This window comes from Kitasatospora sp. NPDC001119 (assembly GCF_053598475.1).
In genome coordinates, this window is the sequence record NZ_JBSFKI010000024.1 from 73,068 (window position 1) to 88,516 (window position 15,449).

At 72.5% G+C, this 15,449-nt stretch carries 12 protein-coding genes, 2 pseudogenes and 1 riboswitch; of the genes and pseudogenes, 5 read left to right on the plus strand and 9 right to left on the minus strand.

Annotation, left to right across the window (positions count from 1 at the left end; genetic code table 11):
* Positions 1–41 precede the first annotated feature (41 nt).
* The gene (locus tag ACWDD9_RS27645; protein WP_049650703.1) at positions 42–1,367 is read left to right on the plus strand and encodes an ABC transporter ATP-binding protein; all 1,326 of its coding nucleotides are present in this window, start codon (positions 42–44) and stop codon (positions 1,365–1,367) included.
* A 19-nt stretch (positions 1,368–1,386) separates the two neighbouring features.
* Here ACWDD9_RS27645 and ACWDD9_RS27650 read toward each other — a convergent pair whose 3' ends face one another.
* Together ACWDD9_RS27650 and ACWDD9_RS27655 are read right to left on the minus strand one after the other, a co-directional pair.
* Positions 1,387–1,758 carry a VOC family protein gene (locus tag ACWDD9_RS27650; RefSeq protein ID WP_387829953.1) on the minus strand — a complete coding sequence of 124 codons (372 nt, stop codon included), beginning with the start codon at positions 1,756–1,758 and terminating at the stop codon, positions 1,387–1,389.
* Between the two features lie 64 nt (positions 1,759–1,822).
* Entirely contained in the window at positions 1,823–2,590 is a 768-nt protein-coding gene (locus tag ACWDD9_RS27655; protein WP_449813008.1) for an MgtC/SapB family protein, read from the minus strand.
* A gap of 427 nt (positions 2,591–3,017) precedes the next feature.
* Positions 3,018–3,194: riboswitch (M-box (ykoK) riboswitch) on the minus strand.
* Positions 3,195–3,366: 172 nt separating this feature from the next.
* Here ACWDD9_RS27655 and ACWDD9_RS27660 point away from each other — a divergent pair.
* A complete protein-coding gene (locus ACWDD9_RS27660; RefSeq protein ID WP_387829957.1) occupies positions 3,367–3,729 on the plus strand; it encodes a DsbA family protein in 363 nt (120 codons plus the stop codon).
* Between the two features lie 182 nt (positions 3,730–3,911).
* Positions 3,912–5,171 carry an APC family permease gene (locus tag ACWDD9_RS27665; RefSeq protein ID WP_449813009.1) on the plus strand — a complete coding sequence of 420 codons (1,260 nt, stop codon included), beginning with the start codon at positions 3,912–3,914 and terminating at the stop codon, positions 5,169–5,171.
* Positions 5,172–5,220: 49 nt separating this feature from the next.
* Here the strand turns inward: ACWDD9_RS27665 and ACWDD9_RS27670 are convergent, their stop codons facing one another.
* The 4 genes and pseudogenes from ACWDD9_RS27670 to ACWDD9_RS27685 all read right to left on the minus strand — a co-directional run.
* The gene (locus ACWDD9_RS27670; RefSeq protein WP_449813010.1) at positions 5,221–5,856 is read right to left on the minus strand and encodes a class I SAM-dependent methyltransferase; all 636 of its coding nucleotides are present in this window, start codon (positions 5,854–5,856) and stop codon (positions 5,221–5,223) included.
* A gap of 140 nt (positions 5,857–5,996) precedes the next feature.
* Positions 5,997–6,197: a ferredoxin gene (locus tag ACWDD9_RS27675; RefSeq protein ID WP_449813011.1), complete on the minus strand. Its 201-nt coding sequence runs from the start codon at positions 6,195–6,197 to the stop codon at positions 5,997–5,999.
* Positions 6,198–6,200: 3 nt separating this feature from the next.
* Positions 6,201–7,406 (minus strand): cytochrome P450, encoded by a 1,206-nt coding sequence (locus ACWDD9_RS27680; RefSeq protein ID WP_449813012.1) that lies wholly within the window; start codon positions 7,404–7,406, stop codon positions 6,201–6,203.
* A 200-nt stretch (positions 7,407–7,606) separates the two neighbouring features.
* A pseudogene (locus ACWDD9_RS27685) lies at positions 7,607–8,065 on the minus strand (MmyB family transcriptional regulator); the annotation flags it as partial.
* Between ACWDD9_RS27685 and ACWDD9_RS27690 the strand changes: the two are divergent.
* Positions 8,055–8,438: pseudogene (locus ACWDD9_RS27690) on the plus strand (SDR family oxidoreductase); the annotation flags it as partial. The pseudogenes ACWDD9_RS27685 and ACWDD9_RS27690 overlap by 11 nt on opposite strands.
* A gap of 126 nt (positions 8,439–8,564) precedes the next feature.
* On the opposite strand, the gene ACWDD9_RS27695 reads toward ACWDD9_RS27690, so the two are convergent.
* Complete coding sequence (locus ACWDD9_RS27695) at positions 8,565–10,301, minus strand: amidase (RefSeq protein WP_449813013.1); 1,737 nt, start codon at positions 10,299–10,301, stop codon at positions 8,565–8,567.
* A 152-nt stretch (positions 10,302–10,453) separates the two neighbouring features.
* The gene (locus ACWDD9_RS27700) at positions 10,454–11,950 is read right to left on the minus strand and encodes an APC family permease (RefSeq protein ID WP_380777169.1); all 1,497 of its coding nucleotides are present in this window, start codon (positions 11,948–11,950) and stop codon (positions 10,454–10,456) included.
* A 97-nt stretch (positions 11,951–12,047) separates the two neighbouring features.
* Here ACWDD9_RS27700 and ACWDD9_RS27705 point away from each other — a divergent pair, with 97 nt between their 5' ends.
* Positions 12,048–12,677 (plus strand): TetR/AcrR family transcriptional regulator, encoded by a 630-nt coding sequence (locus tag ACWDD9_RS27705; protein WP_074003363.1) that lies wholly within the window; start codon positions 12,048–12,050, stop codon positions 12,675–12,677.
* A 139-nt stretch (positions 12,678–12,816) separates the two neighbouring features.
* Here the strand turns inward: ACWDD9_RS27705 and ACWDD9_RS27710 are convergent, their stop codons facing one another.
* Positions 12,817–15,348: a collagenase gene (locus ACWDD9_RS27710; RefSeq protein WP_449813014.1), complete on the minus strand. Its 2,532-nt coding sequence runs from the start codon at positions 15,346–15,348 to the stop codon at positions 12,817–12,819.
* Positions 15,349–15,449 lie beyond the last annotated feature (101 nt).

Genomic DNA, 15,449 nt, shown 5'->3' on the forward strand with positions numbered 1-15,449 from the left:
GAGACAGAGGGACCGAGAGACCGAGAGGCCGAGGGAGCGCGATGACCACCAGCACCGTCCACACCCCGATCGTCGAGGCGGTCGGCGTGACCAAGACCTTCACCACCCCCGACGGGCGGGCCCTGCCGGTGCTGGAGGACATCGGCCTGCGCCTGGTCGAGGGCGAGATCGTCGCCCTGCTCGGCAAGTCCGGCTCCGGCAAGTCCACCCTGCTGCGCTGCCTGGCCGGCCTGATCGCCCCGTCGTCCGGCACCGTCTCCTACCGGGGCGATCCGCTCACCGCCGCCAACCCCGGGGTGGCGATGGTCTTCCAGTCGTTCGCGCTGCTGCCGTGGCTGACGGTCCAGCAGAACGTCGAACTCAGCCTGCGGGCCCGCGGGGTGGGGGAGGAGGAGCGGCGCCGACGGGCGCTGGACGCGATCGACCTGATCGGTCTGGACGGCTTCGAGGGCGCCTACCCCAAGGAGCTGTCCGGAGGCATGCGGCAGCGGGTCGGGTTCGCCCGGGCCCTGGTGGTCGAGCCGGACGCGCTGTTCATGGACGAACCGTTCTCCGCGCTGGACGTGCTGACCGCCGAGAACCTGCGCTCCGAGCTGGTGGGCCTGTGGGAAGGGCACGAGGCGCCGGTCAAGGCGATCCTGATCGTCACCCACAACATCGAGGAGGCGGTGCTGCTCGCCGACCGGATCCTGGTGCTCTCCTCCAACCCCGGGCGGATCCGCGCCGAACTCACGGTGGACCTGACCCGGCCCCGCGACCGTCGCACCCCGCAGTTCGAGGCGCTGGTCGACACGGTCTACGGCATCCTCACCGGGCGGGAGGAGGGCGCGGCCGCCGGCGCCGGACCGGCCGCCCGTCCGGTCGAGACCCCGATCACCGTCCCGCTGCCGCAGGCGAGCGTGGGCGGCCTCGCCGGCCTGCTGGAGATCCTGCTCGCGATGGGCGGGGAGGAGAGCCTCGCGGAGATCGCCGACGAGCTCAACTTCGAGGTGGACGACCTCCTGCCGATCGTGGACGCCGCCGTCCTGCTGGGCCTGGCCACCACCATGGCCGGCCGGATCGCGGTCACCGGCGTCGGCCGGGAGTTCGCGGCCGCCGACATCCTCGCCAGCAAGCAGCTCTTCGCCCGGCTGGCCGCCCGCCGTGCCCCGCTGGTGCGCGCCATCGTCCAGTCCCTGGCGGCCACCGAGGACCACACCCTGCGCGAGGGCCTCTTCCTCGACCTGCTGCGGCGCGGCTTCGACCCGGTCGGCGCGCGTCGGCAGCTGGAGACCGCCATCGACTGGGGTCGGTACGCGGAGCTGTACGACTACGACGCCGACGACGCCGAGTTCGAGCTCGAACCCGGGGCGGAAGCCGCGCTGTGACGCGCCCGGCCCCGTCCGGTCAGGGGGCCGCGGCTTCGACGAACTCCAGGAGATTGCCCACGGGGTCGGTGGTGTAGAAGCGGCGCTGGGGCGGCAGGCTGTCGTCCCAGACCACCTGCGCGCCGAGTTCGGCGAGCCGGTGGGCGAAGTCGTCGATCTCGCAGACCGCGAGGCCGGGGTGGGCCTTGGTACTGGGGCGGAAGCGCTCCTCGACGCCGAGGTAGAGCCGGACCCGGCCGCCGTCGGCGGCGAACCAGCAGCCGCCGCGGCCGGTCAGCGGCCCGGGCTTGGGCAGCTCTGCCATCTGGAGGACGTCGCCGTAGAAGGCGCGCAGCAGTGCCTCGCTGCCGGGTGGTGCGGAGAGCTGGACGTGGTCGAGGGCCGTGATCACTGCGGTGTCCTCTCGGTCGGGGCGGTCGGGGTGGTTTCGACGGGCGGCTGGGAGTGGGCCGTACTCAGGCGAGTGCCGGCTCCGCGGCTGTCGTCGGGTGCCCGGCTGTCGGCTGCTCGGCGGCGTCGCGGCCGTCGTCGAGGTGCCAGTGCAGGTCGCGTACGCCGGGCTCCAAGGACAGCCGGGTGACGACCTGTTCGAGCGCCGGGGCGATCTGTCGGGCGATCGCGACGGTGGCCCGCAGGCTGGTGGCGTCGCCGTTGTCGGTGCGGCGGGCGCGCAGGCCGGTGGGGGCGAGTCCGGAGGCGGCGAGGGCCTGGAGCAGCAGGGCCCGGATGTGGGTCTCGGACTTGCGGTCGCATTCCAGGTGGACGGTGGCGCGGGTGGTGGAGTCGGGGTCGCTGCCGGCCTGCGGGGCCCGGTCGAGGAGTCGGCCGGCCGGGCGCAGGACCAGGTGGACGACGAGGACGGCGAGTGTGCCGAGGACGGCGAACCGCAGTTTGCCGGAGGCGGCGAGGACTCCGACGGCGGCCGAACACCACAGTGTGGCGGCGGTGTTGAGGCCGCGTACGCCGGCGCCGTCGCGCAGGATGACGCCGCCGCCGAGGAAGCCGATGCCGGAGACGACGTAGGAGGCGACCCGGGTGGGGCTGCCGGCGTCGCCGACGGCCTCGCTGTAGAGCACGAACAGGGTGGCGCCGGCGGCGACCAGGGCGTTGGTGCGCAGGCCGGCCATCCGGGCCCGCCACTGGCGTTCGACGCCGATCAGCGCGCCGCAGGCGACGCCGGTGGCGAGCCGTACCAGGAAGTCGACGGTGGTCAGGGTGTGCACGACGGCACCTCCTTCACGGGAGGAGGGGTACGGATGGTGGCACGCGGCTGGCGCTCCCGGTGCGATGCGGGCAGCCGCCCGGGGCGGTCCGGACGATCGTGATGACGACCAGGACCGTCACGATCGGCGGGTAGGTGCGCAGGGCACCCGTGCCGATATCGCAACCGGTGGAGACCGCGCTGCGCGCTGCGAGGACGCGACGCCGCAGGGCACGGCGAAGCCGTCGGGCAGGCGTGACGCAGCGGCGCGTGTGCGCGCGGGGAAGGTGGCTACCGCGTGCCGGAGGTGTACGAGGGCAGGCGCGGGAAGGGGCGACTGTGGCCCGGACTACTGCAATCCATGTCTCTCGCCTCCTCCCGGTCGACGCACCCCGTGGTGCGTGTGATCGACACGGCAAGGAGTTCGCCGGCGCGCGGAAACAGCGGCCGACTCACCCCAACTCGTCAGAGCTTTGGCACTCCACGGCGTGTCCGGCCGCATAGGCCGGAAGCCACTTCGGATCAACCCTTAGGTCGGGAGGATCTGTCCTAACCCTGGGCGTCTCTCGACGTCGTCGGATCAGTGGCCTGTGTCCGTGAAGAAGCCTCACCGAACGAGGTGCCTTCTTCAAACCTCGAAAAGCATAGTCCTCCGCCCCGGGCATACTTGCGTACTTGGTAGAATCTTTACCTTTCGGCTCATGCGGAGAGTGGGGGCACGTGACGGCCGCCTGACCCCTCACCTCGCCAATCCCGGGCACCCACCGCGCCGGTCGGTGATCCGGTCTAGCGTGAACGGTGCTGACGACGAGGACGAAGGAGGTGGCCGCCGTGCGGCTGGAGATGCTGACGGTTCCGCAGTGCCCGAACGAGTCGGTGCTGGCGGAGCGGCTCGCCGTGGTGTTGGCCGACCTGCCGGGCGTCGGGCTGGTGCGGCACGTGGTCGAGGACCAGGAGGACGCCGAACGCCTGGGCATGCACGGCTCGCCCACCCTGCTGGTCGACGGGACCGACCCGTTCGCCGCCCCCGGAACACCGCCGAGCGTGTCCTGCCGGCTCTACCGGAGTGCGGACGGCCGGGTGGACGGGGCGCCGAGCGTCGAGGAGCTGCGGCGGGTGCTCGGTGCCCCGGCCCGGTCCGCCACCCGCGAGGTCGGATGACGTGCTCCGCGGGGACCGACCCGCGGGCTCGTGCCGACTCACGGTGAGGCGTCCTGGCTCGCGGGCGGTGGCCAGGCCCTCGCCTCGGTCCGGTCCGCGAGGCCGGCTCGACACCTTGCTCCTATAGCGTGCGCCGGAACCGAAGTCCGGAACGGCCGTGCGCCGTGGTCGAGGAGCGAGCGATGGGGACACCGGCAGCGGCCCGGGCCGGGGAGCTGGGGCGCCACCTGGGTGTGTTCGACGCCGTGGTGATCGGGCTCGGGTCGATGATCGGCGCGGGGATCTTCGCCGCGCTCGCCCCGGCCGCCGGCGCGGCCGGGTCCGGTCTGCTGCCGGGCCTCGCCCTGGCCGCGGTGGTGGCGTACTGCAATGCCACCTCCTCGGCCCGGCTGGCCGCCCGCTACCCGGAGTCCGGCGGCACCTACGTCTACGGCCGTGAGCGGCTCGGCGAGTTCTGGGGCTACCTGGCGGGCTGGGGCTTCGTGGTCGGCAAGACCGCCTCCTGCGCGGCGATGGCCCTCACGGTGGGCTCCTACGTGTGGCCCGGACAGGCGCACGCGGTCGCGGTCGCCGCGGTGGTGGTGCTCACCGCGGTGAACTACGTCGGTGTACGGAAGTCCGCGTGGCTGACCCGGGGGATCGTCGCCGTCGTCCTGGCGGTGCTCGCCGCCGTGGTCACCGCCTGCCTGACCGGCCCCGCCGCCGAGGGCGCGCGGCTCGCCGTCGGTACGGACGCGACCTTCGGCGGGGTGCTCCAGGCCGCCGGCCTGCTGTTCTTCGCGTTCGCCGGCTACGCGCGCATCGCCACCCTCGGCGAGGAGGTCCGCGACCCGAAGCGGACCATCCCCCGGGCGATCCCCACCGCGCTCGCCATCACGCTCGTCGTCTACGCGGCCGTCGCCGTGGCCGTGCTCGCCGTGCTCGGGCCCGACCGGCTCGCCCACACCGCCGCACCGCTCACCGAGGCCGTGCGTGCCGCCGGCGTCCCCGCGCTCGTCCCGGTCGTGCGCGCCGGGGCGGCCGTCGCGGCGCTCGGCTCGCTGCTCGCGCTGATCCTCGGGGTCTCGCGCACCACCCTGGCGATGGCCCGCGACCGGCACCTGCCCCACGTCCTGGCCGCCGTCCACCCGCGCTTCCAGGTGCCGCACCGCGCCGAGCTCGCGGTCGGCGCGGTGGTCGCGGTCCTGGCCGCCACCACGGACGTCCGCGGCGCGATCGGCTTCTCCTCCTTCGGTGTGCTGGCCTACTACGCCATCGCGAACGCGTCCGCCTGGACCCTCACCCCCGTGAAGGGCCCCGTGCGGATCGTGCCCGTCGTCGGCGCCGTCGGCTGCGTGCTCCTGGCCTTCGCCCTGCCGCCCTCCTCGGTCCTGTGGGGAGCCGCGGTGATCGCGGCCGGTGCCGCCGCCTACTGCCTGCGCAGGGCCGCCGCCCGCGCCTGACGGACGGGAGCACCGTCCCGGCGGCTAGGCAGGGCCCCGGGAGGTGGCGTTACGCCTGGGCGCGGCTCAGGACCCAGACGCCGTAGGCGTCGTTCGCGGGGTGCAGCTGGTAGGTGCCGGCCCGCAGGTCGACGCGCAGTCCGGCGGCGGTCAGGTCCGCCTCGAACTCCGCCGCCGGGTAGGTGCGGGCGTGCGGTGGCGGGTCCTGGAGGTGGAAGCCGACCAGGATCCGGCCGTTCTCGCCGAGCACGTCGCGCATCGCGCCCAGCGCCCTGCGCTCCGTGTCCTCGGCGAGGAAGACGATGACGTTGCCCACGCAGACGACCAGGTCGAACGGGCCGTCGTCGGGGCCGAGGTCGAGGATGTCGCGCTCCTCGATCGCCAGCCCGGGGTAGGTCTCCCGGGCCTGCCGGACCAGGGCCGGGTCGGGCTCGATCGCGACCACGTCGTGCCCCCGCCGCAGCAGCGCCGCGGCGACCCGGCCCATGCCGGCGCCGGCGTCGAGCACCCGGGCGCCGCGCGGCAGGAGCGTGTCGGCGAGCCGGGCCTCACCGTCGACGTCCTCGCCGGCGGAGATGAGGTCGGCGAACCGCCTGCCGAAGTTCCCGCTCTGCCCCGCCTCCTGCCAGCGGGTTCGCCGCGTCGTCGGTATGGGCTCTCCGTGCGGCGGCGTGGTGCTGTTCATGTCCCGCATCCTAAGGCGAGACCGTCGGCGCTGGTCACGGCCACCGAACGCCCGGCCGTGGGCCCTGGCGTCGCAGGCCCTCCCGGGGCCTCGGGCTCCGCGAGACGACCGGACGATCATGTGTCGGACCGGCCCGGCCGTCACAGCTCGGCCGACAGGCTGATCGCCGAGGCGGGGCACAGGGCGACCGCCTCGCGCACCGCGTCCAAGGCCTCGGCCGGAGGCTCGGGTTGCCGTACGACCGAGGTGCCGTCGTCCTCGCGCTGGTCGAAGACCTCGCCGGCCGTGAGGGCGCACATTCCGGAGCCGATGCAGCGGTCGACGTCCACGGTGATCCTCATCGGTCACACGTCCCAGGTGACGGGGAGGCTCTTCACCCCGTAGATGTCCGCGAGCTCCGGGCGCAGGGCGACCTCCTCGGGCGGTACGGCCAGCCGCAGCGTGGGGAAGCGGCCGAGCAGCGCGGGGAAGGCGACCCGCATCTCGATGCGGGCCAGCTGCTGGCCCAGACACTGGTGGATGCCGTGGCCGAAGGCCAGGTGTCCGCCGTCCTGCCTGCCCAGGTCGAGCACGTGGGGATCGGGGAAGCGCTCGGGGTCGCGGTTGGCGGTGTTGAACGAGAGGATCAGCCGGTCGCCGGCCTTGACGGTCCGGCCGCCGAGTTCGACGTCCTCCAGGGCCGTCCGCATGAAGGTCTTGGCGACGCTCAGGTAGCGCAGCAGCTCCTCCACGGCCCGGTCGGCGAGCGCGGGATCGGCGCGCAGCGCGGCCAGTTGGTCCGGGGTGCGCAGCAGCGCGAAGGTGCCGAGGGCCAGCATGTTCGCGGTGGTGTCGAGACCGGCCGCGAGCAGGATCAGGCTGATCCCCTTCAGCTCCTCGTCGGTCAGGTCGCTGTCGGTGAGGTCGCTGAGCACGTCGTCGGTGGGGTTGGCGCGTTTGGCGGCCACCAGTTCCGCCAGGTACTCCTGGGTCGCGGCGTAGGCCGCCATGAGGTCCTCGTCGCTGGTCTCCCCGTTCATGAACGAGTCGACCTGCTCCTGGAAGGAGCCCCGGTCCTCGTACGGCACCCCGAGCAGTTCGCAGATCACGATGGCGGGGATGGGCTTGGCGAACGCGGTCACCAGGTCGGTCGGAGGCCCGGCGGCCTCCATGGCGTCCAGGCGGGCGGCGGTGACCTGCTCGATGCGCTCGGTGAGCAGCCGCATGCGCCGGACGGTGAACTTGCCCGTCAGGGGCTTGCGGTAGCGGCTGTGCTGGGGCTCGTCCATGAGGACGAACTCCCCGGGCGGCGCCGGCGGGATCTCGAAGTCGCCGTAGTCGATGGTCGGGTGGAGCATCAGGTCCTTGCGCGAGCTGAACCGGGTGTCGGCCAGCACCGCCCGGACCAGGTCGTACCCGGTGACCAGCCAGCCGGGCTGCCCGCCGGGGAAGGTGTAGCGGCTCATCGGCCCGTGCCGGCGGGCGTCGATCAGCTCGGCGGGCGGGTCGAAGGGACAGCCGGGGCGGCGCGCCGCCGGCATGGTGGTGACGGTGTGCGGGGATTCCCCCATGGCCGTGCCTCGTTTCGCGTTGCCGCACGTTCGGATAACTGGAAAGCTACGGCTTTTCCTGACGTGGCGTCAATCGCATGAAAGGCATTATGCCAGCTCAGTAGCGGTAAACTGATGCAATGACGCTGAACTCGAACGCAACGGCCCGTTGCAATGGATGAAGGTTAAGGCAAACTCGCCGGGCGTCACGGAGCGGGCTGTCACCCGGCGGGCCGGTGGGCGCGGTTCGCTGTGGCGTGCACGGAGCCGAGCAGGCTGAGTGCCTCGGCGCTGGGGCTGCCGGGTTCGGCATGGTAGATGATCAACTGCTGGCCGGGGGCGTCCCGCACGTCGAACGCGTGGTGGGTGAGGGTCATGCCGCCGACGTCCGGGTGGTGGACGTGCTTGTGTTCACGGGTCTTGCCGCGCACGGTGTGGGTGTTCCACGGCCGGGCGAAGTCCGTGCTGCGCGTGCTGAGTTCGCCTACGAGAGCCCGTAGGCGCGGACTGCCCGGGTCGACGCCGGACGCCTGGCGCAGGTGCCCCACCACTGTCTCCGCCGTCCGGTCCCATCGGGGGTGGAACGGCCGACCTACCGGGTCGAGGAAGACCATGCGGGCCAGGTTGTCCATCGCTTCGAAGGGGGAGTACAGGGCCTCGGCCAAGGCGTTGGCGGCCATCTCCGCCGCCTTGCCCGTGCTGCGCGCCCAGGGTGGCGGGCACATCGTGAACATCGCCTCCGTCGGTGCGCACGAGGTCTCTCCCACCGCCGCCGTGTACTGCGCCACCAAGTTCGCGGTCCGTGCGATCTCCGAGGGCCTGCGTCAGGAGTCCGCCGGTGACGTCCGGGTCACGCTGGTCTCGCCGGGCGTCACGGAGTCCGAACTCGCCGACGGCATCGCGGACCCGGCCGCCCGGGCGGCCATGCGGACCTACCGCGCCGTGGCCCTGCCGGCCTCCGCGATCGCGGACGCCGTCGCCTACGCGATGTCCCAGCCGCCGTACGTCGACGTGAACGAGATCGTCGTACGACCCGCGGCGAGCGTCCAGTGACGGAAGGAAAGGGCTGGAGAGGCCGCCTCCACCCTCTGGTGGAAACGGCCTCTCCGGTCTGTGGAATCGCGGTCGGGAAGGTGTAAACCCGCCAATTCCTCGGTGTCTTGACGGATCGTCAGGTTGTCAGGAAGCCGGAAGGCGCGGGGTGCGCGGCGGCTCCGTGCGGCGGTGTCCGGTCGACTCGAAGGCGGCGGCGAGCTGGAGCAGGCTGTTGTCGTCGTAGGCGCGGCCCGCGAAGGTCAGCCCGACGGGCATGCCGGTGTCCGCCATGGTGCCCATGGGCACGGTGACCGTCGGGATGCCGAGGTGGCGGGGGGCGAGGTTGCCGTTGGCGACCCAGACGCCGTTGCGCCAGCCGAGGTCGGCGGAGGCCTCGTTCACGTCCATGTCCGCGGGGCCGACGTCGGCGACGGTGGGGAAGACCACGGCGTGCAGGCCGAGTTCGTCCATCCACGTCTCCAGGTCGATCCGGCGGGTCTCCTCCAGGCCGCGCAGGCCTTCCTCGAGGTGCGGCATGTCGGTGATCGACGCGTAGGGGTGGTCGCGCACCAGCCGCGGGTAGTCGGCGATCCCGTCGTCGAAGCCGGCGTAGCGGTCCGGCAGTTCGCCGGGGTGCTTGGGCCAGATGAGCGCGCCGTCGACGTCGTCGAGGGTCGCCAGCGCGGGGTCCCCGTTGGCGCGCAGGAAGTCGTCCCAGGCCCAGGCGGAGAGGTCGAGGATCTCGTGGGTGAGGAAGTCGCGGCTGACCAGGCCCCGGGTGAGGAGCGACGGCGCGCCGGGGCGGTCCGACTCGTAGTTGGTCACCACGGGGAAGTCGACCTCGACGACCTCGGCGCCGGCGGCCTCCAGGTCGCGGCGGGCGGCCTGCCACAGGGCGATCACCGAGGCGCGCGTGTCGATCGGCTGCCCGGTCTGGCCGCCGATGCCGCCGTCGGGGTTGGTGCCGGCGTCGGGGTCGGCGTTGATGTACATCCGGGGGACGCCGACGCGCCGGCCGGCGAGCGTCGCGCGCGCCGCTGCCGCGTCCGCGGGGGCCAGCGCCGGGTAGGAGGCCGGACGGACCTGGGACGGCGCGGGCAGCGGGATCCAGGGCTGGGCGCGCCACAGGTCGCCGCGGGTGTCCGGGTCGTCGGCGACGATGACGTCGAGCAGTTCGAGCAGGTCGGCCATGGTGCGGGTGTGGGGGACGACGACGTCCATGGTCGGGACGAGCGGCCAGTTGCCGCGCACCGAGATCACGCCGCGGCTGGGCGTGTAGGCGCACAGCGCGTTGTTGGAGGCGGGGGCCCGGCCCGAGGACCAGGTCTCCTCACCGAGGCCGAAGGCGCCGAACGAGGCGGCCGTGGCGGTGCCGGAGCCGTTGGAGGAGCCGGAGCCGTAGGCGCTGGTCAGCCAGTCGGCGCTGTACGGGCTCTCCGCGCGGCCGTACACGCCGCGCTGCATGCCGCCGTTGGCCATCGGCGGCATGTTGGTCAGGCCGATGAGCACGGCCCCGCCGGCGCGCAGGCGCTCGATGGCGAAGGCGTCGCGCTGGGCCACGAGGTGCTCGAAGGCCGGTGAGCCGGCGGCGGCGGTGAGGCCCTCGGCGAGGTAGCTGTCCTTGGCGGTGTAGGGGATGCCGTCGAGGGGGCCGAGGGTCTCGCCGCGGGCGCGGCGGGCGTCGGAGGCCTCGGCCTCGGCGCGGGCGCGGGGGTTCGTCACGACCAGCGCGTTGAGCGCGGTGGCGGTGCCGGGCCGGTCGTAGGCGTCGATCCGGGCGAGATAGGCGTCGAGCAGGCCGACCGCGGTGGTCTCGCCCTTCTCCAACGCCGCGCGCAGGTCGGCGATACCGGTCTCGACGACGTCGAATGCGCGTGTCATGCGGGTGCCTCCAGGGTTTTCGGTTGAACGGTCCGAGGTGTCGGGCCTCGAAGGTGCGGCGCTGGGCCGCTGGTGGGACGTGACCCCGCCCGGGGGGGTGGGATGCAGCTTCGCACGCGTCGGCCGAGCGGTGCCGCCCGGGCCGACGCCGGCTACAGGACGGCGGGGGCGAGTTCGGCGGTGTGCGGGTGCTCCTGGTCGGTGTCGGTCATGCGGCGGTCGGGGCGGCGGGCCAGCAGGTAGGCGAGGCCGGCGAGGGTGACGGTGCCGACGCCGAGCGGCGCCGCCCAGATCTGGTACCAGGGCGCTCCGGCCGGGGCGAGGATGGCGCGCGGCCAGCAGATGTTGACCAGCTCGAAGCCGGTCCACAGCACCGCGAGGACGTTGAGCGGGGTGCCGAGGCGTCCGTAGCCGACCGCTCCGGCGGGCGTCCAGGTGCCGCGCAGGCGGGCGACGAGGGCGACGAGGGCGAGGATGAAGAACGGCACGAAGATGGCGGCGCTGCCGAAGGTGATCAGGCTGCCGATGGCCGAGGTGTTGAGGCCGAGCACCAGCGCGGCGCAGCTGACCGCCGTGGCGGCGACGAGGCCGCCGATCGGTGCCTGGTGCCGGTTGACCTTGCGGACGTGGCGGGAGAAGGGGAAGACGTCGTCGCGGGCGAGGGAGTAGAGGCCGCGGGCGGCGCCGCCCTGGGAGGCCATCAGGCAGGCGGTGAAGCTGATCAGGACGACGAGGACGAAGGGCTTCTCGGCCCAGCCGCCGAAGGCGTGGGTGACGGCGGTGGTGACCGGGTCGAGGTCCTTGACCGCGACGACGTCGGCGGGGTCGGGGTGGGCGAGTTCGACGGAGACCGCGTTGAGGATGACGACGAGTCCGACGCTGAGCAGCGACCACCACATCGCCCTGGGGACCTGTCGGGCGGCGTCCTTGGTCTCCTCGGCGGTCGACACGCAGGCGTCGAAGCCCATGAAGGCCCAGCCGGCGACGGCCACGGCGGCGAGCAGGGCACCGGTGTCGCTGATGCCCAGCCCCTTCGGCGCGTTCAGGAAGTCGGTGAGCAGGGAGAGGCCGTGCTGCCGGAAGACCAGCAGCAGGGTGAGGCCGACCAGGACGGAGGCGACGGCTTCGGCGGCGATGCCCAGGCCGACGAACCAGCGCAGGAAGTTGATGCCGTAGGCGTTGACCAGGGTGCAGCAGAGGATGAAGCCGGCCGAGACGAGGACCTGTTCGGCGGGCGTCGGGACGGTGCCGAAGAGCGCGAAGAGCCAGGGCGAGGCGAGGTAGGCGACGGTGGTGTTGCCGAACATCACGGCGAACTGCCACATCCAGCCGCTCAGCCAGGCGACGGCCGGTCTGGCCAGGCGTCTGCTCCACTGGTAGGCGCCGCCGGCCAGCGGCCACTGCGAGGCGAGCTCGGAGTAGACGGCGACGACCAGGCACTGCCCGAGCAGACACAGCGGCAGCGCCCAGACCCAGGCCCCGCCCGCGACGCTCATGCCGACCTGCACGGCGGCGTACAGCCCCACGACGGGGGAGACGACGGCGAAGCCCATGGAGATGTTTCCGAGCACGGTCAGGCTGCGCCGCAGCTCCTGCTGGTAGCCGAGCGTGGCCAGCCGGTCGGCATCGGTCGGGGTGGTCTCGGCCACGGGCTGCGCCTTCCAGATAAAACTAACTTTGTTAGCAACTGCTGTCGGTCTGGCACGATAGCCTCCGGACACGGAGAGCGGAAGAGGGGATTTTTCGGTGGGCCGACCGAGCAGGGCAGTGCTGACCCGCGAGCGGATCGCGCTCGCCGCGCTCCAGGTGGTGGACGAGGACGGCCCCGACGGCCTGACCATGCGGGCGCTGGCGGAGCGGCTCGGGGTCAAGGCGGCCTCGCTCTACAACCACATCCAGAGCAAGGACGAGCTGGTCGACGCGGTCTCCGGGCTGGTCAACGACGAGATCGACCACACGCCGCTGGGCGATCCCGACTGGCGGGCCGGCCTCGCGGCGTACGCGCGCGGCTACCGCGCGGTCTTCCTCAGGCACCCGAACGCCATCGCCCTGCTCGCCCGCCGCCGCGTCGAAGCGGCCAGCGCGCTGCGCGGCTACAACGGGCTGCTCGCCCTCCTCGGCCGGGCCGGCCTCGGCCCCGCGGACGCGGCGGAGGTCGCCGCGGCGGTGGACTACCTGGTACTCGGCTCCGCGGTGGAGACCTTCGCGGCCGGATTCACCCGGGCACCGGCCGAGTACCGGCCGGAGTACCCGGCGCTCGCGGACGCCCTGGACAGCTCCTTCGCCCGCGGCGGCGGTGCCACGGGCCTCGACGACCGCGGGTTCGAGCTGGGGCTCGGTCTGCTGCTCGACGGCGTGGAGCGTCGGACCCCGTAGGGCCGGGGCGGCTCGTCGCTGCCAGGGGAGGGGACCGAGGCTCGTGCCGGACGGCGGGGGCGTTCGCGCGCCGACGGGTTGTCGGTCTGCGAACGCCCCCGTCCGGGGCCGCAGCGGATTGCTCGCGCCGGTGTGCGGGTCAGTACCGGGTGGTGACGGTGACCCCGCTGAACGCGGTCTTGCCGTAGAGGGTGATGTACCGGTATCCGGCGGTGGTGTTGGTGACGGTGATGCTCTGGTCGGCGCCGTTCTTGGTCGAGGAGGCGGTGTAGGCCGTGTTCGAGGCCCAGGCGTCGGCGTTGTAGTACAGGTGGGCGGTGCCGGTGCCGCCGGCCGTGCTGACGTTCAGGGTGACGGTGCCGGCGGGCATGAAGATGTACAGCTTGTCCTGCTCGCCCTCGGCGGCGGACCGGTCGGTGCGGAAGCAGTTGCGGTCCATGGCCCGCGGGTCACTGCCGGTGCAGGCGGTGGGGGCGGCGGGGGTGGTGACGGTGACGGGCTTGCTGGTGCCGGCGGTCTTCCCGTTGGTGTCGGTGACGGTCAGGGTGACGGTGTAGGTGCCGGGCGCGGTGTACGTCTTCCACGGGGTGCTCTCCGCGGAGGTGGTGCCGTCGCCGAAGTCCCAGGCCCGGGAGGCGATGCCGCCCTTTCCGCCGGTCTCGGTGGAGCGGTCGGTCAGCTGCGCGGTCAGGCCGGAGACGGTCGCGTCGAAGGCGGCGGTCGGCGTGCCCGCGCTCAGACAGGTGTCGGCGGCGCAGGTGTCGAGCCAGGTCCTGAAGCCCGCGTCGTAGAGGGTGCCGATGGCGTTGTAGTAGGCGTAGCCCTGGGCGTAGTTGCCGGCGCGGAAGTAGTAGAGCATGCCCTGGATGACGCTCGGGTACCGCTCGACCATGTGGCGCACGGCGAGGTAGCCCCAGTGGTAGGTACGGACGAGGTCGCTGTTGCGGTAGGTGCTCTGGAACAGGGTGCTGAGCGGGTAGGTGTGCTTGGGGGCCTGGGTCACCGCGTTGGTGTCGGTGACGCCGCGATACGTGTAGGAGACGTACTCGGCGACGCCCTCGATCCACCACAGGTCGGGGACACTCGTCTGCTGGTCGAAGCCGCCCTTGAGGTTGTAGCGGGCGTCCAGGACGTGGGCGTACTCGTGGTTGAGGTTCCAGATCCGGGCGGTGAAGCCGTTGTCGGTGGGGTGCCGGTACATGATGGTGACGGGCTGGTTGGCCGGGTCGGTCGGTGTCCCGGTGAGGGTGATGCCGCCGTTGTTGGTGTTGGCGCCGTAGATCGCCCCGGCGTAGGTCTGGTAGTCCGCCTTGCCGGAGAAGACCACGATCTGCACGGACGATTCGTACTGGCCGGGTATGGGGCCGTTGTCGCGGACGAGGTTGTGGAAGAACGCGTCCTCGCCCCTGAGATCGGTGCAGACGGCGGCGAGTTCGGCCGGGGTGAGGTCCTGGGCCAGGATGGTGCGGGTGGCGTCGCAGGTGTGGCGGACCGGCAGCGAGGCGGCGATCAGCCGCTTGTTCAGGTCGCAGGTGCCGTAGGTGGAGCACTGGTCCGGGTCGAGGTAGTCGGCCATGGCGGCGGTGGCGACCCACAGCGGGGCGGTCGGGCCGGTGATCGACGATCCGTCGAGCAGGGACTTGACCAGCGGCCGCACCTTGCCCTGGAAGGCCGGGTACTTGACGAAGCGGGTGAGCACGCGGCCGGCGTTGGCGTCCAGGACCGCGTTGTCGGTGCCGAGTAGGTCCCGGTGCTTGAGGGTGAAATCGTTCAGGGTGTCGATGATGCTCGGGTCGGCGGCGACGGCGGCGAGGAAGTCCGGGTTCTTGTCGTGGCCGCGGTCCAGCGGGGTGAAGACGCTGTTGACGAAGGTGACCATGTTCCTGGAGCCGTCGTACGAGCGGTCGTAGCCGTTCAGTACCCGCTTGTAGGTGTTCAGGTAGCGGGCCTGCAGCTTGGCGCTGTCGGTGAGGATGACGACGTCGTTCGCGATCTGACCGTGCGCGTCGGTCACGTCGGTGAAGTGCGGGCCCGCGACGAACGCGTCGATGCCGCGTGCCACGGCCTCGGTGAGCGTGCTGTCGAAGCCGGGGATGTGCGCGGGGTCGTTGGACTGCACGTAGTAGCCCGCGCGCAGGAACAGGACGAGCTGCCACGCACTCGTCGAGTTGTCACCCGGGTAGGTGGCGGCGGCGTCCCGGAAGGCGTCGGCGACCGTCGCCATCTGGCCCTGGCGGAACACGCTGACCGCCTCCGAACCGGAGGCGTAGAACAGCGAACCGATGCACTCGGGCTTCGAGGCCTTGACGAAGGCGACGAGGGCCGTCCCGGAGCGGCCGCTGAAGTCGGCCGGGGTGCACGACTGGACGGCTGCCGGAGCCGCGGACAGCGTCTGCGGCGAGGCCTTGGCCGAAGCCGTTCCGGAGGAAGCGGGCTCGGGCGACACGGGAACGCCGGGCAGCGGGAGCTGATCGGGCGTCAGTCGGCGGCTCTGCGGTGCGTCGTGCTCCGAGGAGTCCGTCCCGGGAACGTCGGTGGGCGGCAGGAGGCTGCCAGGGGCCTGCCGGGTGCTGGGGGTGGTTGTGGGGGTGGGGGCGGCAGCCAGGCTGGGGCCGGCGGCCAGGCCGAGGAGGGTGGTGCTCGCCGCGATCGCGGCGAGCAGTCTGGGCATGCGTGAGGGCAGGCGCAACGTCGTTCCTTAGTGGGGGGAGGCAGACGAGCGCTCAGCAGGCGGGGGAAGGGGAGGCGGCTGGGGCGCGTCGACGCATGCTC